Consider the following 20807-nt stretch of genomic DNA (forward strand, 5'->3'; position numbering starts at 1 on the left):
TAGCAGACATCTCGGATGCTGATGCACTCGGAAGTACATGTACGAGGGTGTCTTCTTGTAGGCCTGCTCTGACCGAACTTGAGCACCGTTGCTGCGTCCTCCAGCGAGCCGTGCCCGGGCAGGGAAGGGTGACACTGCTCGCGCCGCAAATCGAGACAGCTGCCAATGGTGCCCTCTCGGGTGTCGTTGGGCGCGCCCGACTGAAGCCCCGTCGCAATTGTGGCGGAGGACGTTGGACATGCCGGTGCACACGCCGAACTGCACACCGGCTCCCGCCAGGGCGGAGTTTTCGGCAAGGGCAGAGCCCCGCCTGGGCAACCGCCCATGGTCAGGACACGACGGAGCGCTGGGGCACGGTGCCCGCCTCGGTCGGCGTGGAGCGGGTGGTGTACTGCGGTACGGGGGCGTCGTCGCGGCCGGTGTCGCGCACGAGTCCGTACCGTTCGCGGTCGGCGGAGTGCGGGGCCGGGGGACTGGCGATGTCGTCGGCTGTCTCCTGCCAGGAGGAGGGCAGGACGTCGAGGTTGTAGTCGGCCTGGGTCTCGTTGAGGTGGAGTGTGACGCTGCCGTCGAGGTAGTAGTACTCGTTCTGCCACATCTGCTGGGCTCCCGGCGGCAGGGTGATCAGTCCTTGCTGCCGGTTGCCCATCCAGGTGCCGCCGGCGGTGGCGCCCGGCTGACGGTCGTCCATGCGGTGGCCGCCGCCCGAGGCCACGTGGAACAGCCTTCCTCGCAGTCCGGTCCACGAGGGCATGGTCAGCAGCCCGGGGCGCAGCCCGTACATCACGTCCCAGTGGACGGTGAAGTAGCCCTTCCCGCGCAGTACCACGGTGTCCCCGCGGTGGACGAGCTGGTAGCCGTCCAGGTGTCTCTTGAGCCCCGTCATCGTCACCGTGGTCTGCGGGCGGTGGGGCAATGCGGCGGGCGGCCGGTCCGGCGGTGGCGCGCTGTCCACGGTGTCGACCACGGACCCGTACCGCGGCCGGGGCGAGGGATGCGAGACGGCCGAGCCCAGTACCGGTGCCGGCCGTGACGGTGATGCGGATGCGGATGCGGATGCGGTGGGCGAGGGCGCGGGTGCCGGGCCGGAAGCCGTCGGGGCGGTGGCCGGACGCGCCGACGGGCTGGACCACGGGGCCGCGTACACGAGCACGCCACCGCCCACGGCGAGCAGCGCACTCGCCGCCACCACGGCCTTCGCGGTGAGGCTCGCCCCTGCCGTCCCTGCCGTCCCCGCCGTCGCGGAACCCCCGCTGCCTGAAGTGGCCGTGGTGCCGGCCTGGCCGGCCGCCGCGGCGTGCGTTCCCGCGGACAGCCACGGGCGCCAGGCCAGCAGTGCCGCCGGCACGGGCAGGAGGGCCAGGGACGCCAGCAGTCCTTCCGGGGCCAGCATGCCTTCCTCGTGGCGCACGCACCGCGGGCACTGCCGCACATGGCGGCCGAGGCGTTTGCGCCACAGGCCGCTGGGGGCCCCGTTCCAGTCCACGGTCAGCCGGGTCAGTTCCCCGCATGCGGGCCTGGCCGCGAGGGCTCGGACGATGACGCGGGAGGTGTGCAGGCGCTCCTTCATGCGTTGCACCCGTACAGCCGCTTGATGGCCGGTCATGTCCAGAGCGGAGGCGAGCTCGGCCCGGGCGAGCCGGCCGGCCGTCTCCAGCCACCACAGTGACAGCAGCTCCCGGTCGTCCTCGTCGAGCCAACGGGTCGCGCGCACGGACTCCTCGCGCTGTCCGGACAGCCGCAGGTCGAGGATGACCCCCTCGGCGAAATCGGCGGCCGGGTCGGGCCGGGCTTCAGCCGCGTCGAACGCCGCTCCCGTCGTCTCCCTCCTGCCGCGCCTGCGGATGTGGTCGCGGACCTCGTTCACGGTGATGGTGATCACCCAGGACCGGAACGCCGCCGGGCGCTCCAGTCCCCCGATGCCGCGCAGGATGCGCATCATCGTCTCCTGGACGATGTCGTCGACGTCGTCGCGGTACGGGTGCGCACGCGCCGCGACGCTGTAGACCAGCGGAAGCGTCCGGGAGGTGAGCTCTTCCAGGGCGCCGCGATCGCCGGCCCGAGCCGCGGCTATCACGTCGGCCGCGGGTGCGGCATGCCTGGGCATCGGGTCTCCCTTCGACCTGACGCGGGTACGAAGCCCCGCTCGCGCCGACCGGGCCGGGTTGCGGGGGTCCTCGGGCAATCGCCGTCGGTATCACACACACCGTGGCAGCGCGCTCATCGTAAGGGGTGAGCGCTGACAGCCATGGGCGGGCCGGTGGAATCCGTGGCGGCCGGGGATCAGCGGGAGTGACGCGGGGACGTACGCGGACGCGAGCGGACGCGAACGAAGACGAAGACCGCGGCGACGCCGGCGAGAACGACGCCCGCCAGTCCTGTGACGGCCCACAGAGCACCCAAGTTGCTGCCGGTGTCCGCCATGGCGCCGGTGTCCGCCATGGTGCCGGTGGGGGCGCCCAGGGGGGTGGCCGCTCGGCCGGTCCGGGCCGGGGAGGGCGCCGGTGTCGTCGCGGCGGAGGAGGGGAGAGCGGTGAGCACGGTGTGGGCGCCGGCCCGGCTGACGGAGAAGCGCGCCCCGCCGATGGCGAGACCGGTACCGGAGACTTTTGCGGTCGTCGAACCGACGGTCAGCTCACGGGAGTTCCGGGAAAGAAGGATCTTCGCGCCTGTGACGACCTTCAGCCTGCGCAGGGTTGTGTCGCGTGCCTTGCTGAGATCCAGGACGGCCGAGGAACCGGTCAGAGCGACCGCGCTGGATGTTCGCAGAGAGGTCCCGGAGACGATCAGGCTGCCTTTGGCCACGGTGGTGGCGCCGGTGTAGGCGGCGCTGGTGACGGTGGTGGCGGCGGCTCCGCTCTGCGTCACCGATCCGGCACCGGTCACCGCCGGGAGGGAGGTGGGTGTCCCGGTGTTGCGGAGCACGAGTGAACCGTTGTCGATCACTTTGTCGAGGGCTCCGCCGGTGTGGAGGCTTCCGTCACCGCCCGCGGTCCCGGAGCCGAGACGGAGGGTCGCATTCCTGTCGATGGTGGTGGATCCGTCGTAGTACTGCGCTGCTGCGAAGGTCACGTCGTTGCCGTTGGTGCCGGCGATCACGACGTCCCCGGCGCCGGGAGCGCTGAGGGTGTCGTGATACATGCCGCCGCCGATGGGCGCGCCCAGGGTCACCGGTCCGTTGTAGTCGAAGGTGAGCCGGGAGCGCTGCCGTCTGGCGTGCAGGTTGATGTAGACCGTCTGCGCCGTGCCGGGCATGAAGATCTGGTGCGTGGTCCCGTCGCCCCACTGGACGTCGGCGCCCTCGATGTTGGTGCCGCGCTTGTTCAGTTTGTGGGCCACGGGCCGCCAGTTCAGTCCGGGGTCGCTCAGCGACGGCGCCGCCTCGTCGCCGCTGTCGCTCCAGCTGTAGACGCCGGTGAGGATCACCTTGCTGCCCGGGCGGGAGTGCACATTGACGTCGTTGCCGTACTCGTGGCTGTAGAAGTTCTGCCGCTCTACGACAGTGTGGTTGAGCGGGGTGTCGATGATCCATGAACCGCGGTTGACGACGGAGCGGGCGTTGGGCAGTTCGGCGGCACAGGTGGTGCTCGCGAAGTTGACGCCCGTGCCGTTGTCGAAGATGCCGGAGAACGGGTTGGTGCCACAGATCTGGAGCGTTCCCCACATGTTCCGGGGCTGGGTGACCAGGCCGGAGCCGCTGATGCTGCCCAGGTTGAACAGCCGGGTCAGCGACAGACGCAGGGTGCCGTCCACCCGGATGTTGTCCTGGTTCTGCTGGTAACCGGGCGTGTTGTACGGGAAGGACCCGATCAGGCCGGTCGTACCGCCGGTGCCGTACTGGAGGGTCGCCCCCGCGTCCACGGTGACCGCGGGCTCGTCGGGACGGCCGACCACGACGTACGGGTGGTTGCCGCCCGGGACCTGGACCCTCTGGTGCTGCCGGGAGTGCGGCAGGGTGAAGGTGCTGTCCTTGGCGAGGACCAGCGTGCCGGTGCCGGACACGCGAAGGGCTCCTTCACCGCTGATCACACCGGTGTACGTGTGGGTTCCCTGCGGGACGCGCACGACCGCGTCACCGGTCAGGACGACATCACGGTTCGCCAGGACGGCCGAGGTGATGTCGCCGTCTGCGGCGACCGCGCTGCCCACCGCAACCACCGGTGTGACGGCCCCCGCGACGAGAGCCGACGCCAGGACAAGGTGCCAAGATCGCTTCATCGAGTCTGGGTGCTTCCTGAAGTGCTGGTGATCCTTACGGACGTGAAGACCGGTGGCCCGCCACCGGGATCTCAAAAACCCGGAGAAGTTCTCCATTCCACCTACGTCGCCCGTCGGGCAGGACGAGGCACCAGGGGCATTGAGGACTTGCCCACCTGGCACACGCAGGTGTGGCTCCCGATCGGAGTGCGTGGATACGGGTGGCGTGGCGCAGCTGACTGCGCTCGCCGTGGTTGGTGCGTCCCTGGGTGGCCGCGCGGGGTGGAAAGGTTGCCGCCCTATCCGATGTCTTTCAGATCCCTTTCGTGCCGTGCACCGGTCGCCGGGAAAACAGCGTCGGGGCGGCAACCTTCTCGTCCTCTGCGGCAACTGGGAGTCGGAAGGCCGAGTCGAACTACCGGATGGACGGGCATGAGGGAAACGAAGCACGCCGCGCCGCAACCGTGGCGCGGGCGCGGGCGCGGACTGGTCACGGGCATTCCCTTGGCGCTGCTGGTCGTCGGTGTGCCGGCGTGCCGTCCCCCCGGGAGCGGAACCGGTGTCAGGATCACCGACATCCACGGGGAGCGGCTGACCGTCGGCGGCACCGCCGTACAGCCGGACGTCGCGCAGCCGACCGGCGTCCAGTTCGCCCGGCATTGACCAGCCCGCCGGTCAGCCTTCACTGCCCCGCAACCGAGCGCGACCGCTGTTCGAATCCCGGGCTGGGCACTGTTAGGCTGCGCTCCCCGTTGTTAAACGCGCAACCAACGCGCACATCATTGCCAGGAGAGGGCGACCGGGGGATGGTCCTCGATGACGCGTCCGCGGAGTTCCACGAATTCTTCGAACGCCACTATGCCGAACTCGCCCGTCTGGCACACCTCCTGACCGGTGAGACCGACGCGGCGGACGACCTCGCGGCGGATGCCCTGGTCGCGCTGTGGCAGCGCTGGGACCGGTTGCGGCAGGCCGACCACCCGCTCGCCTACGCCCGCGGTGTGGTGGCCAACCTGGCGCGGGGACGGATCCGCAGCGCGGTGCGCGAGCGACGCCGGATCACGCTGTTCTGGTCCCGCAGCCCCGAGAAGGTGGAGGGGCCGGACATGGCGGCCGTGCTGGACGTCCGCGCGGCGCTCGCCCGGCTGCCGTTCCGCAAGCGCGCCTGCGTGGTGCTGCGGCACGCCTTCGACCTGTCGGAGAAGGACACGGCGGCGGCGCTGGGCATCTCGGTCGGAACGGTGAAGAGCCAGACCTCCAAGGGAATGGCCGAGCTGGAAAGGATACTTGGCGCACGCGCGGGCGAGGACCTGGTGGCAGGGAGGAGGAACCGGTGAACGAGGAGATCGACCGTCGGCTGCGCGAGGCCGCCGAGGCCCACCGGCCCGACCGCGCGAGGATGCTGGCCCGGGTGCAACGCGGCATGGCCGGCCCCGCCGTCCGTCACCGCGCACGGCCGTTCGCGGGGTCCGGGACCAGGGTCGCGCTCGCCGGGCTCGCCGCCGCCGGCATCCTGGCGACCGGCGGTCTGGCCGTCGCCGCCATCGTCGCCACCCCGTCGCCGTCGGCCACCGTGACCACGCCTGCCACCCCGTCCCCGACCGTCAGCTCCCCGCACCCGACATCGGCCCGCCCCACCCCCGTCGCGCCGGCCCCGGCCACCACCCCGGGCAGCGCGCGCCCGACTCCGCCGGCCACCAGTCCATCGCCGGCCGCCGGCGAGAGCCAGAACGGGCCGCTGTGGTCGGCCGGCTCGGTGGACCCGGTCAGCACCGTCTACTGGACGCAGAGCAACCTCGCCCTCAAGACGACCCAGCCGCTGACCTCGCTCACGGTCGAGATGCGGATCGTGCAGACCGGCGGGGTGAAGAACACCGGCACCTGGCAGACCCTGCCGAGTGGTGACTTCACCGTCACCGTCCAGGAGGCCGGCGGCACGCTGGTCTACCGCTGGGTCCTCAAGCCGGGCCTGACCGTGCCGGCCGGGAGCCATGAGTTCGCCGCGCAGTTCAACAACGGCACCAGTGTCCGCAGTGCCGCGGGCGACGGCTACCGCGTCGACGGGCAGGGTTCGGGCGGCTCCGCGTCGGTCCGGGGAGGGTTCGTCCCGGCCCGGTGAACGCCGCTGTGCGGCAAGGGGACGAGGACCCCTGAGCTTCTTTCCGCGCTCGCGGACGTCGATGTTCTGGCGTGTCCCGAGGCACTGGATGGCGGTGAGGAGGTCCTCGGTGTCCAGGGGGTCCGGCGGGATCTCTCCGGCCTCCTGCAGGGCGTCTGCGAGCTCGCGGACCTGCGCGGGAAGGTCTCTGGCGGAGTGGAGGGCGAGCATGGCGGCCACCGAGTCGGTGTTGGTGGGGCGCATGACGCGGCCTTCGAAACGGACCCGCTGCGCCCATTCGGCGGCTTCGATCTGTGGTTGCTGGCCGGTGAGCTCGGCGATGTTCTCGTCGGCCAGGACGGCGGCTCCGGCAGGTGTGCCGGGGCGGGTGTTGCCGTGGTAATGCGTCCAGGAGGAGTTTCCGGCTGCTCACAGGCGGCGGGGCGGAGTCTTCGATCGCGGGGGAGGACAAGGGCAGGGAAGCGGGCATGGTGACTCCAGGGGACGATGTGTGGGAGCGGGCATGCCGCACCGGCGCGGGCGGCGCTCGGCATGCAGCGGAGGACGTCACGCCGACGGGGGTCGGGGACGTGGCGTGCGGGTGGGACGACTATGCGGTCTCCGAGGGCAGCCGCCCGCCCTCCGTGCGATCGGTATCCCGGATGTGGCGCATCCGCGCGACGAACGGGGTGTGGCGGCCTGAGCAGGTCGGGCTGTGACATGTGAGCAGTTCCGGGGAGCCCGAAAGGCCCGGGCGCGCAGGGCACGTGCCTCGGGGCCAGGGCACGAACCGGGCCCCGACCGGCTGCGCCAGAATCAGCTCAGGGGCGGCTGCGGGGACGTCGGCGGCTGGTCGGCAGGGGTACCGGCTCGGGGCCGGGGACGACGGTGTTGCGGACGGAGCCGAGGACGTCCGCGGTGAGAGTGACGGTGTCGCCGGGCTTGAGCGGAGGCGGGACCTGTTCGCCTCGGATGCTCCACAGTTCCGCCAGGCAGCCGCCGTTGCCGCAGGTGCCCGAGCCGAGTACGTCGCCGGGACGGACGACGGTGCCGCGCGAGGCGTAGGCGACCATCTCCTCGAAGGTCCAGCTCATGTTGGACAGCAGGTCCTTGCCGACGACCTCGCCGTTGATCTCCGAGGTCAGGGCGAGTCGCAGAAATCCGTCGGCGTCCCGGTACGGTTCCACCTCGTCCGGCGTCACGAGGCAGGGGCCGAGGGTGGTGGCGGTGTCCTTGCCCTTGCAGGGACCGAGTCCGACCTGCATTTCGCGGATCTGGAGGTCGCGGGCCGACCAGTCGTTGAACAGGGTGTATCCGGCGATGTGGTCACGTGCCTGCTCGGGGGTCAGGTCGCGACCCTCACGGCCGATGATTACCGCGACCTCGAGTTCGAAGTCCAGCAGCCGGCTGCCTGGCGGGTACGGTACGTCGTCGTGTGCGCCGATGAGGGCGTGCGGGTTGGTGAAGTAGAAGGTGGGCGCGTCGTACCACGCCTCCGGTACGCCCTGAGTGCGCTCTCCGGAGCGCCGCACGCCCTCGATGTGTTCTTCGAAGGTGACGAAGTCTCTCACCGACGGCGGTTCGAGGGGCGGCAGCAGTCGTACCGCGTCCAGCGACACCGGGTCCGACAGGGCTGCGAGCTCTGTGGCCGCCCGTGGGAGACCGGAGTGGATCAGGCCGAGCAGCGTCGTGCCGTCGGGGAAGGGGCGTACGGCGGCACCGTCGACCACGCCGCAGTGACGGCGGCCTCGGTGCTCGTACGTGGCGAAGCGCATGGGGGACTCCAAGGGTCTGGGCTGGACCGGGGACGCGGCGGGCACTCAGGGCCGGAGCGGGGCGTCACCGCGCCCCCGGAGTGGGAGAGGATCAGACCGGCGGGGCGACGAAGCAGCCGCGGTCGACGTCGTTGAAGGACTCCTTGGCGACCATCTCGTTGACGGGGTTCGCGGTGCCCCACTGGTCCGAGACCTGTTCGGTGGAGAAGTCGTAGACGTGGGGGTGCCAGGTGTCCTCGTCCAGCTGCTCCAGCTCGGTGGTGTACTCCAGGGTGTTGCCGTGCGGGTCGTGGAAGTAGGAGAAGGTGTTGTCGCCCGCCAGGTGACGGCCGGGGCCCCACACCTTGTGCACACCGGCCCGCAGCAGACGGCCGGTGCCGCGCATGTACTCGTCGATGCCGCGCATCTCGAAGGAGATGTGGTGCAGGGAGGTGTGCGGGCCCTGAGCGATGGCCATGGAGTGGTGCTGGCTGCTGATCCGCATGAAGTGCATGGCCTCGCCCATGCGCGGGTGCCAGAGGGTGTCGGAGAGGCGGAAGCCCAGGTGCCGCTCGTACCACTCCTTGGTCGCGTTGAGATCGGGGGAGTTGAGGACGACGTGCGACAGCTTGACCGGGATCGATTCCTTCTCCTCGATCTTGCGGTGCTGCCGTACGGCGACGTCCGCGGAGACCTCGATGGTGCGGCCGTCGATGTCGAAGAAGCGGAAGCCGTAGCCGCCGCCGGGGGTGTCGAGCTTGCCGGGCCGCGAGATCAACCGGGCGCCGTCGGCGAGGAGTCGCTCGGCGAGGGTGTCGACGTCGGCGGGGGTGGCCGCTCCGAAGGAGACCAGGTCGAGGCGCTTCTCCTCGGCCTTGCGTAGCCGCACGATGTACTGCTCGGGGCTGCCCTCGGCGGCGAGGAAGGAGATCCCGGAGTCCTCGCTGGTCTTGGTCAGGCCCCAGACGCCGGCGTAGAAGTCGAGCTGTCTGTCGTAGTCGGGAACGGCCAGGTCGACGTGGCGCAGGTGGGTGAGCAGGCGGTCGCTCATGGGTGGGGCTCCTGTTCTCGTGGCCTCAGACAAGGCGCAGCAGCGATGCCGCGTTGGCACCGCGGACGGCGTGGTAGTCGAGATCGGGCAGGTCGGCGTCGCGCAGTGCGGCCAGCGGGTCGTCGGTGCCCATGTCGAAGGGGAAGTCGGAGCCCAGCAGCACTCGGTCGGCGCCCGCGCTGCGGATCAGCTCGCGCAGGACGGACGGTTCGTGGACGAGCGAGTCGAAGTACAGCCGCTTGAGGTAGCTGCTGGGCGGGTGGGCGCAGCCGCGGGCGTCGGGGCGGACCCGCCAGGCGTGGTCGGAGCGGCCGATGTGGCCGGGGAGGTATCCGCCTCCGTGCGCGGCGATCAGCTTCAGCTCCGGATGCCGGTCCAGGACCCCGGAGAAGATCAGATGAGACAGCGCGACGGCGTTCTCGGTGGGCTGGCCGACGGTGTTGGACAGATACCAGCGGTCCAGGCGCTCGTCGAGGGTGCAGCCGTAGGGGTGGAGGAAGAGCAGCGCCCCGGTCTCCTCGGCGCGGGTCCACAAGGGTTCGTACGCCGGATCCGACAGTTCGAGGCCGGGTGCGTGCGAGGAGAGCTCGACGCCCGACAGGCCCTGCTCCAGGGCGTGTTCGAGAGCTTCGACGGCCAGGCGCGGGTGCTGGAGCGGGACCAGCCCGAGTCCGCGCAGTCGCTCCGGGGCCTGGGCGCAGTGCGCCGCGGTACCGGTGTTGGCCAGCTCCCACACGGTGCGGGCGAGGTCTTCGTCGGCCCAGTAGTGGTAGTCGGGGACAGGGGACACCAGCTGTACGTCGACACTGCAGGCGTCCATCGCGGCCAGCCGGGCCTTGACATCCGTCAGCTTGGGGATGCGGTCGCGGATCATCGGCCCGTTGACGGCGAGGGCCTGCGGGCCGGCCCGGCGGGCATCCAGTTCGCGGGCGGCGGCCCGTTCCGGCCGCCCGGCCACGGTTTCCTCGACCTCGGGGAGCAGGACGTGGGCGTGGACGTCGATGGTCGGCGTTGTCACGGCAACTCCGTCAGCGCGGTCATCGTGCGGCCGATCAGACCGGGCACGTCGGCGTCGCGGACCCCGTCCAGCTGCCACTGGCAGATCTGGACGGAGCCGTCGACCACCATCCGGACCCGGGGGACGCGGCGCTCGTAGTAGGCGGTGAGCAGGTCGTCGTCCCAGACGTCGTGGGCGGCGAGCAGTTCCGCGAGGACCAGTGCGTCCTCCAGGGACATCGCGGCGCCCTGGGCGAGCGTGGGAGGACAGGAGTGCGCGGCGTCGCCGACGAGGACGACGCGGCCCCGGTGCCAGGAGCCCTCGACCAGGTGCCGGGTGAACCAGGTGTAGTTGACCTTCTTCGGGTCGGTGATGGACTCGCGGATCTCGTTCCAGGCGCCGCCGTATCCCTCGGCGAGACGGCGCATCTCGTCGGCGTAGGTGTCGGGGTCGAGGCTCGCCCGGTCCCGCTTCGGTTCGACGAGGTACGCGTAGAGGGTGTTCTGGCCTGTGGGGGTGTAGCCGGCGATGTAGCAGGGCCCTCCGTAGGTGAGGTCGGTGCGCTCGACGCTCTTGGGACGCGGGGCGGAGACGCGCCAGATGCCCATGCCGACAGGCTCGGGCCGCTCGCTGATACCGATCAGTGCGCGGGTGGCGGAGTGCAGCCCGTCGGCGGCGACGACCAGGTCGTACCGTCCGGTGGTGCCGTCGCTGAAACCGACGTCGACTCCGGTCCCGTCCTGCTCCAGGCTCTGGACGGTGGTGCCGAGCCGGACCCGGGCGCCGGATCCTCGTACCGCCTCGGTGAGGATGCGCTGGAGGTCGGCGCGCTGCATGCCGACGACGGCGGGAAAGTCGGGGCCGCCGGTGTGGTGGTCCGGCTGGACGTGCAGCACGGTCCCGTCGGGGGCTGTGAGGCCGAGGGTGTCGAATCCGAAGCCGTGCTTCTCGGCTTCCTCCCACACTCCGATCTCGCGCAGGACGCGCAGAGCGTTGCCCTGGGTGGTGATTCCGGATCCGGAGACGTTCCAGTCGGGTCTGATTTCGACGAGGTCGACGTCGATGCCGGCTTTGCGGAGCAGGACGGCCAGGCCGTTTCCTGCGGTACCGCCGCCGACGACGAGGACGCTGCGGGCGTCGCTGCTCATGACCAACTCCCTTGTTGGACGCGGATTGGGTGGGACTGCGGGTTCTGCGGGGGGACGGGCTATTTGACGGCGATGGGGTTGACCGGGGAGCCGACGGCGCGGGTGATGGGCAGGGGTGCGGCGGTGAGCCAGAACTCGTACGCGCCGTCGCCCGCGCAGTCGGCGGCGAGGGCGTCGAGGTCCCACATCTCGCCGATGAGCAGTCCGATGTGGGGGATGGCGACCTGGTGCAGGGGCTGGAAGGCGTGGTCGAACTCGTTGGGCCGCACCTCGAAGCCCCAGGTGTCGGTGGCGATCGCGGCGATCTCGGTGCGGTGCAGCCAGCCCGCGGCGGTGAAGGAGAGGCCGGGCGAGTCACCGCCCGCGTAGTCGCCCCAGCCCTCGCGGCGGACCCGGGCCAGCTGGCCGGTGCGGACGAGGACGATGTCACCGCGGCCGACACCGACGCCATGCGCATCGGCGGTGGCGGTCAGGTGCTCCTCGGCGATGGCGAAGCCGTCCGGCAATTCGCCGTCCCGGCCCAGGACCAGTCCCACGTCGAGGAGAACGCCGCGCCCGGCGACGTGCGGGGCCATGTGCTCGATACCGGTCACCAGGTCGCCCTCGGCGGTGACCACCTTCTCCGCGTCGCGCCCGTTCCACGCCTTGCCGTGGTCGAAGATGTGGCCGAGCCCGTCCCACTGGGTGGAGCACTGCAACGGCATGGTGATGACGTCGTCGGCGCCGCCGATGCCGTGCGGAAAGCCCTGGTTGTCGAGGGCCGCGTCGGTGCCGGTGGTCAGCATGGTGTGGATGGGGTTGGTGCGCCGCCGCCAGCCCCTCTGCGGGCCGTCCATGTCGAAGCTCTGCGAGAGGGAGAAACTGATACCCCGCCGGATGAGGGCCGCGCCCTCGCGGCGCTTGGCCTCGTCGAGGAAGTTCAGGGTGCCGAGCACGTCGTCGTCGCCCCAACGCCCCCAGTTGCTGTACGCCTTGGCGGCCTCGGCGATGGCACCCACGGGATCGGTGTGGTCCAAGGTCATGACGGCTTCTCCGCGACACATCGGGTGCGCTGGGCACCGAGGCCTGTGATGGTCCCTTCCATGACGTCGCCGTCACGCAGCAGCCGCCCCCAGTGCATCCCGTTGCCGGCCGGGCTGCCGGTCAGCACCAGGTCGCCGGGGAGGAGCTGGGCTGATTGGGAGGCGTAGGACACCATGCGTGCGACACCGAAGATCATGTCTTTGGTGGACTCGTCCTGCATGGTCTCGCCGTTCAGCTTCAGCGTGACCCGCAGATCACCGGGGTCCGCGATCGACTCGGTCGGCACGATCCACGGGCCGAGCGGGGTGAAGCCGGGGGCGTTCTTGCTGCGCAGCCAGTCGGTGCCGATGGCGGGCATGTCCTGGCGGAAAACAGTGGCGCGGTCGGTGAGGTCGTTGGCCATCGTGTACCCGGCGACGTACGCCAGCGCTTCCTCGACGGAGACCCGGTAGGCGGGCTTGGCGATCACGGCCGCCAACTCCAGTTCCCAGTCCGGCTTCTCGGCCCAAGCGGGGAGTACGACGTCGTCGTACGGGCCCGTGATCGCGCTCGGCAGGCCGATGAAGACGTACGGCAGGTCCTCGGCTGCCCGCCGGTCCATGACCGCGGCGATCTCCGCACGTGCCTCCTCGACGGTGCGCGGGTCGTCGGGGGAGCGGTGGGCGACCGCCAGGTCGATCACGTGCTGCCGGTAGTTGGCACCGGACTGGAAGATCTGCCGCGGCTCCACGGGGGCGTGTATCCGCAGACCGTCCAGCGGCAGCCAGTCACCGGCCGTACCCGCCGCCAGACTGCGCAGACGGGGCAGGACCTCGTTCCAGCGCTCCAGCAGCGTGCGCACAGTGAGTTCTGGTGCGCCCAGCGCGGTACGCAGGTCCAGCACGCGGGCGTCCGACAGGACGAGAGCGGGAAAGGGCGTCCGGCCTGGTGCGCTGACGGTACCGAGGGCGAAGGAGCCGGAGAAGAGCGGTGAATCAACATCACGTTTCACGGATGTGTCCTCTCAGTGGCGGTGCGACTAATCTGGCCGTCCCGAATCGATTGGGGAAATCGATTCGCCGGATGAAGCTCATCGGTGTCACCGATGAGCTTCAGGTCTCGTCTCCGACGGCCGACCAGCGCTCGGGAGTGTCATGCATTTGGCCAGCCTTGACCTGAATCTCCTGGTGGCTCTGCGCGCTCTGCTGGAGGAACGCAACGTCACCAGGGCCGGGCGGCGCATCGGGCTCAGCCAGCCGGCGATGAGCGGCGCCCTCGCGCGACTGCGCCGGCATTTCGACGACGAGCTCCTCTTCAGGACCGGCAACAACTACGAGCTGACCGCCCTCGGCCAGGCGCTGCTGGACCGGACGGCCCGGGCCTGCGACATGGCGGAACGGGTCTTCAGCAGCCAGGCCGAATTCGATCCCGTCCAGGACGGCCACGAGTTCAAGATCATCGCTTCGGACTACGCCGTGACGGTCTTCGGCACCGAACTGACCCGCATCCTCCACGCGGAGGCGCCCGGCGTCCGGCTCCATTTCGAGCTCACTCCCGCCACGGTCACCGAGGAGACAGCCGCACTGCTGAGCACCACTGACGGGATGCTCCTGCCACACGGCTTCATCAGCGGCTACCCGGCGGTCGAGGTCTTCCAGGACCGCTGGGTCTTCGTGGTCTCACGGGACAATGAAGAGGTGGGGGATGCGCTCACGCCCCACGATCTGAACCGGTTGCCCTGGGTGACGTATCGGCGGCTGTACGACACAACGTCCACCCGGCAGCTGAGCATGCTCGGCATCGAGCCCCGCTCGGAGGTCTCCGCCGACACCTTCCAGGCGCTGTGCTTCCTCGTCGCCGGAACCCGCAGAATCGCCCTCGTCCAGGCCCGGCTCGCCGAGCGACTGCGCGAAACGGCCGGCATCCGCGTCATGGAGCCGCCGCACGGCATGGTGCCCCTCCACGAAGCCCTGTGGTGGCACCCCGTACACACGCACGACGCGGCGCACATGTGGCTTCGCGAGACCATCGCGCGCGTCGCGAAACGGATGGCAGAGCGCTCACCGGAGGGGTGACAATGCTGCCCTCAGGGCGCCGGGGGCCTTGGCCTGCCTTCCTCACCCGCGAAGACGCGGAGCTGCAGGGCGAGGGTGGAGTAGTAGCCCACCAGGGTCGTCAGCTCGAACAGGCCGCGTTCACCAATCGCCGACACCGCCGTGCGGTACTCGTCGTCGTCCAGGCTGCCGGAGCGCAGCAGCGAGGCCGTGGTCCGCAGGGCGGTCGTCTCGTCCGGGTCGGTCACGTCCGGCAGTACACCGGAGCGCAGTGAGGCGAGTTCCTCCTCGGCCAGACCGCAAGCGCGCCCCACGGCTTCGTGCGCCTCTCGTTCGAACGTGCTGGCCCAGTGCGCGGCGACGAGGAGCACAGCCATTTCACGGACGCGGTCGCTGAGAGAGGACCGGTAGCGCACCGCCGCACCCACGGTCTGTAGCGCGGCTCCGACCGGAGGACTGAGCAGCATCGCGTTGAACGGCCCCCGAAGACGTCCCTCGCTGTCGGTGAGGGCGAAGAGCTGAGGACCGGCGGCACGTGGGCCTCCGGAGATCGACCGGTAGACGGCGGCTTGTTCCTCGCTCATATCGCCGGGAAGAAACCCAGCCAGGCGGGCGACCATCGTCGCTCCCTTCGTTCGGTGCCGGGGAACTATAGCCGCGCCGATCACCGGAGTGAGTCAGCCCTCGCGGCGCAGCGCGGCCGGCGTCGTACCGAGGTGCGAGCGGATCACCCGGGTCAAGTGTTCCTGGTGGGAGAAGCCGCAGGCGGCCGCCACCTGGGCGATGGGCATGGATCCGGCGCGCAGGAGGCGAGCGGCCCGCTCCACGCGCAGCCGCACGAGGTACCGGTGCGGAGGGCATCCCGTGCGAGCCCTGAAACGCCGGGCGAACTGGCTGACACCGAGCCCCGCGGCGGAGGCGAGGTCCTCCAGCGACAGCGGCTCGGAAAGCCGGGCGTTCATGAGTTCCCGAACAGCCGTGAACTGCCGGTCGCTCAGACCCACTTGCCACTGCGTCGGCTCGGCGACGCGTTGCCGCACGCTGTGGCGGCGGGCCAGCTGGGCGGCGGTCATGAGGGCGAGCTGATCCGCATAGGTGCTCCCGCTGGGCTCCCAGTGCCGTACCACACCATCGAGCGCCAGAACGAGCTGCTCCAGCAGCTGATCCGTGGTGCCGAACTCCTCCTTCAGCCGCACCGGCCGGCCGTCCTCCGCCGTCGCTTGGAGGGCCACGTCCGACAGGTAGACGTGCACCGTGTTCAGATGACCGCCGAGTTCCACGTCCAGCTCCGTGTCGGCCGGATGCAGGAACAGGCCACCGGGCGGAACCTGCCGTGCGGCCGTCAACCCCCGGCGTCCCCTCCGGACCGTGACGGGGCCATCCAGATGCAGGATCACCAAGTGGCTGCCGGCTCCCTGAAAGGCGTCCCGATACGGCAGTTCCCGTTGCGTCGACAGATACAACTCCTCCCAGCCAAGTCCCGTGCTGGTGCGGACGGGACGCACCCCGGGCCGCGTCAGGATGCCGTGGGTGTCACCGAGGCCCATCTCGCTCATGAGGCCCTCCTTCGAGGCACAGTCCTGCTGCCCTCCGGCACAGGCGGGCAAGCACGGACCGAGCCGCGGCCGACGCCGTTTTTGTGCAAGACGATGCGGAGATTATGCAGGAACGGCCGGCGCACGGCCTCGAATACTGCGGGAGACCCACTGGCCCCGCAGCACGGAGAGCAGCTTCATGAGGAGTTTTGTGCACACCACCGGCCCGAGCCGGGTGGTCTTCGGCGCGGGTACGCTCTCGCAGGTCAGCGGGGAGGTCGAGCGTCTCGGCGGGGCCCGGGTACTGCTCCTCTCCGACGGATCACCGGCCCTGCGCAAGGACGTCGAACGGCTCCGCGCAGCCCTGGGCGACCTGGCGGTGGCCGAGTTCGACGGCGCGGCCATGCACACCCCCGTCGGGGTGACCGAGCAGGCCCTGGGAACGGTGCGCGAGCGGCGCGTGGACTGTCTGGTGGCGATCGGCGGCGGCTCGACGACCGGCCTCGCCAAGGCCCTTGCCGTCCGCACGGACCTGCCCCAGATCATCGTGCCGACCACCTACGCCGGCTCCGAGGTCACCCCCGTGCTCGGCGAGACGGTGGACGGCCGGAAGGTCACCCGGTCCGCCCCCGGGATCCTGCCGGAAACGGTCGTGTACGACGTCGAGCTCACCCTCGGGCTACCGGTCCCGATATCGGTGACCAGCGGCGTCAACGCACTGGCCCACGCCGTGGAAGCCCTCTACTCACCGGACGCCACTCCGGTCATCGACGCCATGGCTCTGGAGGCGGTCGCCGCCATGGCCCGTGCTCTTCCCGCCCTCCACGACGATCCCTCCGACCTGGAGGCACGGGCGGAACTGCTCCAGGCGGCGTGGCTGGCGGGCACCTGCCTCGGTGCCGTCGGCATGGGACTGCACCACAAGCTCTGTCACACGCTGGGCGGCACCTTCGGACTGCCGCACGCCGACACCCACACCGTGGTCCTTCCGCACGCCATGGCATACAACGCGGCCGCCGCCCCGGACGCGATGGACCGCGTCGCGCGTGCCCTGGGCGTGCCCGACGCCCCCACGGGCGTCTTCGACCTGATCCGCAGGGTCGGCGGGCCGACGTCACTGCGTGAACTCGGCATGGCCGAGGCCGACCTGGACCGCGCGGCCGAAGCGGCCACCGCGCAGCCGTACCCGAATCCGCGCGAGGTGACCCGCACCGGGCTCGCCGGGCTGCTGCGGGACGCCTGGCAGGGCCGCCGCCCGCAGCCGACGGCCGGCTCCGCCCTCGACCTGCGGGCGCTGACCGACGAGGTCGTGGCGAGCTTCGACGGCTGCGCGAACCCGCGCCTGCGGCAGCTGCTGAGCGACCTCGCCCGCACCCTGCACTCCTACGCGATCCGCAACGACCTCACCCCGCGGGAGTGGCAGCGGGCCGTCGACTTCCTCACCGAGGCCGGCCACATCACCACCGACACACGGCAGGAGTTCATCCTCCTCTCAGACACCCTCGGCGTGTCCAGCGTCGTGGACGCCCTCGCCAACTCCCGCACACCGGAAGCGACTTCCTCCGCGATCCTCGGGCCCTTCTACGTCGCTGGGCCGCCCGCCGCCGGGCACGGCAGCGACATCGCGGGCGGCCTGACGGGCACGCCGATGTGGGCGGACATCACGGTGACCGACCAGGAGGGGGAACCGGTCGCCGATGCCGTGGTGGACGTCTGGCAGTCCAACGAGGACGGCTTCTACGACGTCCAACTCCCCGACCTGGACGGGCCGGTACTGCGCGCCCGGTTCACCACCGGCTCCGACGGGCGGTTCACGTTCTGGTCGATCCTCCCGTCGGAGTACCCCATCCCGGACGACGGCCCGGTCGGCCGGATGCTGTCCGCCGTGGGCCGCCACCCCTACCGGGCACCGCACGTGCACTTCCTGATCAACGCACCGGGCCACCAGCCGCTGGTGACCCAGCTGTTCGTCCGCGGCGGCGCCTACCTCGACGGAGCCCCCGGGCAGCGCGACGCGGTCTTCGGCGTCAAGGACGACCTAATCACCGACTTCGTCCGGCACACCGGCCCGACGCCCGACGGCCGGCCGGTCGACGGCGAGTGGCGCCTGCTCGAGTTCACCTTCCGCATCGCGTGCCCCGGGCACTGAGCAGGCCGGCCCACCCCCAGACCCCACGACGGCCTTCCCACGGACTCCACGGAGACAGCATGAGCACCCCTGAGCACTACGACACCGACGTCCTCGTCATCGGCAGCGGCCCGGCCGGCGGCACCGCGGCCCTGCTGCTGGCCACCTACGGGGTACGCACCCAGCTGGTCACCAAGTACGGATGGCTCGCCGACACACCGCGCGCCCACATCACCAACCAGCGCTGCATGGAGGTCTTCCGCGACCTCGGGATCGAGCGGGAGGCCCTGGAGAAGGGCACCCCCAGCCACCTGATGGGCGACACCGTCTTCGCCACCTCACTCCTCGGCGACGAGATCGGCCGCATCCGCACCTGGGGCACCGGCGACGAGAGCCTGACCGAGTACGCCGCCCAGAGCCCCTGCGGGATGATCGACCTCCCGCAGACCTACCTGGAACCCATCCTTCTGTCCAACGCCGCCCGGCGGGGCGCCGTGATCCGGCTGAACACCGAGCTGATCGACTTCGAACAGGACGCTGACGGCGTGACCGCGCGCCTGCGCGACCGGCCCAGCGGCACCGAACACACCGTCCGGGCCCGCTACATGATCGGCGCCGACGGCGGTCGCAGCATCGTCGCCGACAAGCTCGCACTGCCCATGGAGGGGCGGATGGGCAAGGCCGGAAGCATGAACATCGTCTTCAGGGCCGACCTCGCCCGGTACGTCGAGCACCGTCCCAGCGTCCTGTACTGGATCATGCGGCCGGGCGCCGACGTCGGCGGCATCGGCATGGGCCTGCTCCGCATGGTCCGGCCCTGGAACGAGTGGCTCATCGTCTGGGGCTACGACATCGACAACCCCCCGCCGGAGGTCACCGACGAAGCGGCGGCGGCGATCGTCCGCGACCTCGTCGGCGACGAGGAACTCGACGTGCGGATCGACAGCGCCTCCCTGTGGACCGTCAACCACGCCTACGCGACACGACTGCACAGCGGACGCGTCTTCTGCGCCGGAGACGCCGTCCACCGTCACCCGCCGTCCAACGGCCTCGGCTCCAACACCTCCGTCCAGGACTCCTACAACCTGGCCTGGAAGCTGGCGGCCGTCATCAGCGGGCACGCCGGACCCGAACTGCTGGACACCTACACCGACGAACGGGCCCCCGTCGCCCGGCAGATCGTCGAACGCGCGAATCTCTCCCGGGACCAGTTCCTCCCCCTGTTCGAGGCCCTCGGCGTCGTGGGCGGCGGCGAGAAGGGCATATCCGAGGCCCTGGAGGCGGCCCGCCGGCCGGACGCCGAGGGCGCCGGGAAACGGCGGGCCATCCGCGAGGCGATCGAGCTGAAGCACTACGAGTTCAACGCCCACGGCGTCGAGCACAACCAGCGCTACACGTCCGCGGCCGTCATCCACGACGGCACCGCCGAGACGGTCACCCGCGACGACGAACTCTTCGGACGCCCGACCTCCCGCCCCGGCGCCAGGCTGCCGCACGCCTGGCTCGTCGACGACAAGGGCGGGCGGATCTCGACCCTCGACCTGGTCGGCAAGGGCGGCTTCACAGTCCTGACCGGCCTGGCCGGCACCCCATGGGCCGACGCCGCCGGCATCCTGGCCGGGGAACTCGGCCTCGACCTGCGCGGCGTCGTCATCGACCGCGACGCGCACGACGCGTACGGCGACTGGAGCCGCCGTGCGGAGATCGACGAGGAGGGCGTGCTGCTCGTCCGCCCCGACGGGTACGTGGCCTGGCGTCGGCCGAGTGGAGCCGCCGACATCACCGAGGCGACCCGGCTGCTGCGGGAAGCGCTGACCGCGGTGCTCTGCCGGCCTGCACTTGGGCCCGCTGACGCGTGAACAGGCCGAGCAAGCACCGCAGGTCAGCCTGCATCGGCCAGATGAGGAGCAGCACCGAACCATCGGCAGTCAGCGTGCTCGTCGACTTCCGCCGGCATGTCGTTGTGAAGTTGCAGGTCACGGGTCTGGTGTGCGTGATGTCCCAGATGCTCGTGCTGGCTGCGATCGGATGGCTTCGGCGAAATCGTCGGTCACCGGGAGACTTCGCGGTTCGTCAGGACCAGCAGAGCCCTCACCAGGGCGGTTGCCCACTTGGGGTCGGTGCGTACCTTGCCGAGGACGCGCCAGTTCTTCAGGTGGGCGAAGCCGTACTGTGGCAAGGGCCTTGTTGGACAGCTTCTGCCCTCGCGTCAGCGGCCGGTTCCGAGCGGCTTTGTAGCCGGTGATCACCGCAGGATCGGCGTCGGGACCGCTGTCGTCGAGCCCGACGAATCCCAGATCGGCGATGGCTCCGAGGCCGACCGCCCGCAGCCTGGCAGTGCCAGCGAGGACAACCCCTTCGCCGGCAAGGCCAACAGCGGCGCCACCTGGACCGACGACATCAGCCATGGTGACCTGGTGCGCAACAACCCCGACCAGACCATGACCATCGACCCCTGCAACCTGCAGTTCCTCTAACCACGGTGATCGCGATCGGGTGCGGTGCACCGGCGCGTAGACGAGCGGTCCACGGCGTGGGCGCCTCCACCCGCTGACCGATACTCACCGCCTCGAGGAGCCCCAGCCGTGCGCCGGCTGGGGCTCCGGTCTTTTGTGGGCCAGGCGGAGGCCCGGAGGGGCTTGTCCGGCAGATGGGTGTGCTCTTGATCCTGCGCGGCGTGGGCGCCGGCGTCCCGGGCCGCATTCACCTTCCGCCACAGCGACGCATTCATCGACCGGGACGGCCCGCACTCTCCCGGCCTCGCGGTCGAACTCGGCTTCCCCGCCGTCACCTGTCAACACGATCATTCCCTTCGCCAAGGCCGCCTCGATCGGCGCCCGCAC

Annotated in this window: 16 protein-coding genes and 2 pseudogenes; 7 read left to right on the forward strand and 11 right to left on the reverse strand. The window is 70.5% G+C overall.

Going from position 1 to position 20807, the window contains the following annotated elements; genetic code table 11:
- Window positions 1-328: 328 nt before the first annotated feature.
- Entirely contained in the window at window positions 329-2107 is a 1779-nt protein-coding gene (locus tag ACQF4J_RS31755; protein ID WP_427167367.1) for a sigma-70 family RNA polymerase sigma factor, read from the reverse strand.
- Between the two features lie 176 nt (window positions 2108-2283).
- Entirely contained in the window at window positions 2284-4218 is a 1935-nt protein-coding gene (locus ACQF4J_RS31760) for an autotransporter (RefSeq protein ID WP_427167368.1), read from the reverse strand.
- A gap of 411 nt (window positions 4219-4629) precedes the next feature.
- Between ACQF4J_RS31760 and ACQF4J_RS31765 the strand changes: the two genes are divergently transcribed.
- From ACQF4J_RS31765 to ACQF4J_RS31775, 3 genes are all read left to right on the forward strand, one after another.
- Window positions 4630-4860, forward strand: coding sequence for a hypothetical protein (locus tag ACQF4J_RS31765; protein WP_427167369.1), 231 nt, complete (start codon window positions 4630-4632; stop codon window positions 4858-4860).
- Between the two features lie 143 nt (window positions 4861-5003).
- Complete coding sequence (locus ACQF4J_RS31770) at window positions 5004-5534, forward strand: SigE family RNA polymerase sigma factor (protein ID WP_351577818.1); 531 nt, start codon at window positions 5004-5006, stop codon at window positions 5532-5534.
- Window positions 5531-6316 (forward strand): hypothetical protein, encoded by a 786-nt coding sequence (locus tag ACQF4J_RS31775; protein ID WP_351577815.1) that lies wholly within the window; start codon window positions 5531-5533, stop codon window positions 6314-6316. The genes ACQF4J_RS31770 and ACQF4J_RS31775 overlap by 4 nt, the downstream gene beginning before the upstream one ends.
- Before the next feature lie 800 nt (window positions 6317-7116).
- Here ACQF4J_RS31775 and ACQF4J_RS31780 read toward each other — a convergent pair.
- From ACQF4J_RS31780 to ACQF4J_RS31805, 6 genes are all read right to left on the reverse strand, one after another.
- Window positions 7117-8070, reverse strand: a complete 954-nt coding sequence (locus ACQF4J_RS31780; protein WP_427167370.1) for a fumarylacetoacetate hydrolase family protein — start codon at window positions 8068-8070, stop codon at window positions 7117-7119.
- A 91-nt stretch (window positions 8071-8161) separates the two neighbouring features.
- Window positions 8162-9100: a VOC family protein gene (locus tag ACQF4J_RS31785; protein WP_351577806.1), complete on the reverse strand. Its 939-nt coding sequence runs from the start codon at window positions 9098-9100 to the stop codon at window positions 8162-8164.
- Window positions 9101-9125: 25 nt separating this feature from the next.
- Complete coding sequence (locus ACQF4J_RS31790) at window positions 9126-10118, reverse strand: amidohydrolase family protein (RefSeq protein WP_351577803.1); 993 nt, start codon at window positions 10116-10118, stop codon at window positions 9126-9128.
- Window positions 10115-11245 carry an FAD-dependent oxidoreductase gene (locus ACQF4J_RS31795; RefSeq protein WP_351577800.1) on the reverse strand — a complete coding sequence of 377 codons (1131 nt, stop codon included), beginning with the start codon at window positions 11243-11245 and terminating at the stop codon, window positions 10115-10117. Before ACQF4J_RS31795 ends, ACQF4J_RS31790 begins: the two co-directional genes overlap by 4 nt.
- A 59-nt stretch (window positions 11246-11304) precedes the next feature.
- Entirely contained in the window at window positions 11305-12267 is a 963-nt protein-coding gene (locus ACQF4J_RS31800) for a cyclase family protein (RefSeq protein WP_351577797.1), read from the reverse strand.
- Window positions 12264-13259 (reverse strand): fumarylacetoacetate hydrolase family protein, encoded by a 996-nt coding sequence (locus ACQF4J_RS31805; protein ID WP_351799735.1) that lies wholly within the window; start codon window positions 13257-13259, stop codon window positions 12264-12266. The genes ACQF4J_RS31800 and ACQF4J_RS31805 overlap by 4 nt, the downstream gene beginning before the upstream one ends.
- Window positions 13260-13401: 142 nt before the next feature.
- Between ACQF4J_RS31805 and ACQF4J_RS31810 the strand changes: the two genes are divergently transcribed.
- Window positions 13402-14322 carry a LysR family transcriptional regulator gene (locus ACQF4J_RS31810; RefSeq protein WP_351577790.1) on the forward strand — a complete coding sequence of 307 codons (921 nt, stop codon included), beginning with the start codon at window positions 13402-13404 and terminating at the stop codon, window positions 14320-14322.
- Between the two features lie 11 nt (window positions 14323-14333).
- Here ACQF4J_RS31810 and ACQF4J_RS31815 read toward each other — a convergent pair whose 3' ends face one another.
- Together ACQF4J_RS31815 and ACQF4J_RS31820 are read right to left on the reverse strand one after the other, a co-directional pair.
- Complete coding sequence (locus tag ACQF4J_RS31815; protein WP_427167371.1) at window positions 14334-14885, reverse strand: carboxymuconolactone decarboxylase family protein; 552 nt, start codon at window positions 14883-14885, stop codon at window positions 14334-14336.
- Between the two features lie 93 nt (window positions 14886-14978).
- Window positions 14979-15857 carry a helix-turn-helix domain-containing protein gene (locus tag ACQF4J_RS31820; RefSeq protein WP_427167372.1) on the reverse strand — a complete coding sequence of 293 codons (879 nt, stop codon included), beginning with the start codon at window positions 15855-15857 and terminating at the stop codon, window positions 14979-14981.
- A 178-nt stretch (window positions 15858-16035) separates the two neighbouring features.
- Between ACQF4J_RS31820 and ACQF4J_RS31825 the strand changes: the two genes are divergently transcribed.
- On the forward strand, window positions 16036-17985 hold the full coding sequence (locus ACQF4J_RS31825) for a maleylacetate reductase and hydroxyquinol 1,2-dioxygenase domain-containing protein (protein ID WP_427167373.1): 1950 nt from the start codon (window positions 16036-16038) through the stop codon (window positions 17983-17985).
- Window positions 17986-18044: 59 nt separating this feature from the next.
- Window positions 18045-19823: an FAD-dependent oxidoreductase gene (locus tag ACQF4J_RS31830; protein ID WP_351577780.1), complete on the forward strand. Its 1779-nt coding sequence runs from the start codon at window positions 18045-18047 to the stop codon at window positions 19821-19823.
- 191 nt (window positions 19824-20014) lie between these two features.
- Here ACQF4J_RS31830 and ACQF4J_RS31835 read toward each other — a convergent pair.
- Window positions 20015-20303, reverse strand: a pseudogene (locus ACQF4J_RS31835) (IS5/IS1182 family transposase); the annotation flags it as partial.
- Here ACQF4J_RS31835 and ACQF4J_RS31840 point away from each other — a divergent pair.
- Window positions 20295-20438 (forward strand): annotated as a pseudogene (locus ACQF4J_RS31840) (non-reducing end alpha-L-arabinofuranosidase family hydrolase); the annotation flags it as partial. The pseudogenes ACQF4J_RS31835 and ACQF4J_RS31840 overlap by 9 nt on opposite strands.
- Window positions 20439-20807 lie beyond the last annotated feature (369 nt).

Source organism: Streptomyces sp. C1-1, assembly GCF_050214755.1.
Classification (GTDB): domain Bacteria; phylum Actinomycetota; class Actinomycetes; order Streptomycetales; family Streptomycetaceae; genus Streptomyces.

What these genes read in the sequence shown, in the direction of transcription:
- ACQF4J_RS31795 (WP_351577800.1), bottom strand. Translation starts at nt 11,245, where the DNA reads ATGAGCAGCGACGCCCGCAGCGTCCTCGTCGTCGGCGGCGGTACCGCA.
- ACQF4J_RS31830 (WP_351577780.1), top strand. Translation starts at nt 18,045, where the DNA reads ATGAGCACCCCTGAGCACTACGACACCGACGTCCTCGTCATCGGCAGC.
- ACQF4J_RS31760 (WP_427167368.1), bottom strand. Translation starts at nt 4,218, where the DNA reads ATGAAGCGATCTTGGCACCTTGTCCTGGCGTCGGCTCTCGTCGCGGGG.
- ACQF4J_RS31765 (WP_427167369.1), top strand. Translation starts at nt 4,630, where the DNA reads ATGAGGGAAACGAAGCACGCCGCGCCGCAACCGTGGCGCGGGCGCGGG.
- ACQF4J_RS31820 (WP_427167372.1), bottom strand. Translation starts at nt 15,857, where the DNA reads ATGAGCGAGATGGGCCTCGGTGACACCCACGGCATCCTGACGCGGCCC.
- ACQF4J_RS31810 (WP_351577790.1), top strand. Translation starts at nt 13,402, where the DNA reads ATGCATTTGGCCAGCCTTGACCTGAATCTCCTGGTGGCTCTGCGCGCT.
- ACQF4J_RS31825 (WP_427167373.1), top strand. Translation starts at nt 16,036, where the DNA reads ATGAGGAGTTTTGTGCACACCACCGGCCCGAGCCGGGTGGTCTTCGGC.
- ACQF4J_RS31785 (WP_351577806.1), bottom strand. Translation starts at nt 9,100, where the DNA reads ATGAGCGACCGCCTGCTCACCCACCTGCGCCACGTCGACCTGGCCGTT.
- ACQF4J_RS31800 (WP_351577797.1), bottom strand. Translation starts at nt 12,267, where the DNA reads ATGACCTTGGACCACACCGATCCCGTGGGTGCCATCGCCGAGGCCGCC.
- ACQF4J_RS31755 (WP_427167367.1), bottom strand. Translation starts at nt 2,107, where the DNA reads ATGCCCAGGCATGCCGCACCCGCGGCCGACGTGATAGCCGCGGCTCGG.
- ACQF4J_RS31780 (WP_427167370.1), bottom strand. Translation starts at nt 8,070, where the DNA reads ATGCGCTTCGCCACGTACGAGCACCGAGGCCGCCGTCACTGCGGCGTG.
- ACQF4J_RS31770 (WP_351577818.1), top strand. Translation starts at nt 5,004, where the DNA reads ATGGTCCTCGATGACGCGTCCGCGGAGTTCCACGAATTCTTCGAACGC.
- ACQF4J_RS31815 (WP_427167371.1), bottom strand. Translation starts at nt 14,885, where the DNA reads ATGAGCGAGGAACAAGCCGCCGTCTACCGGTCGATCTCCGGAGGCCCA.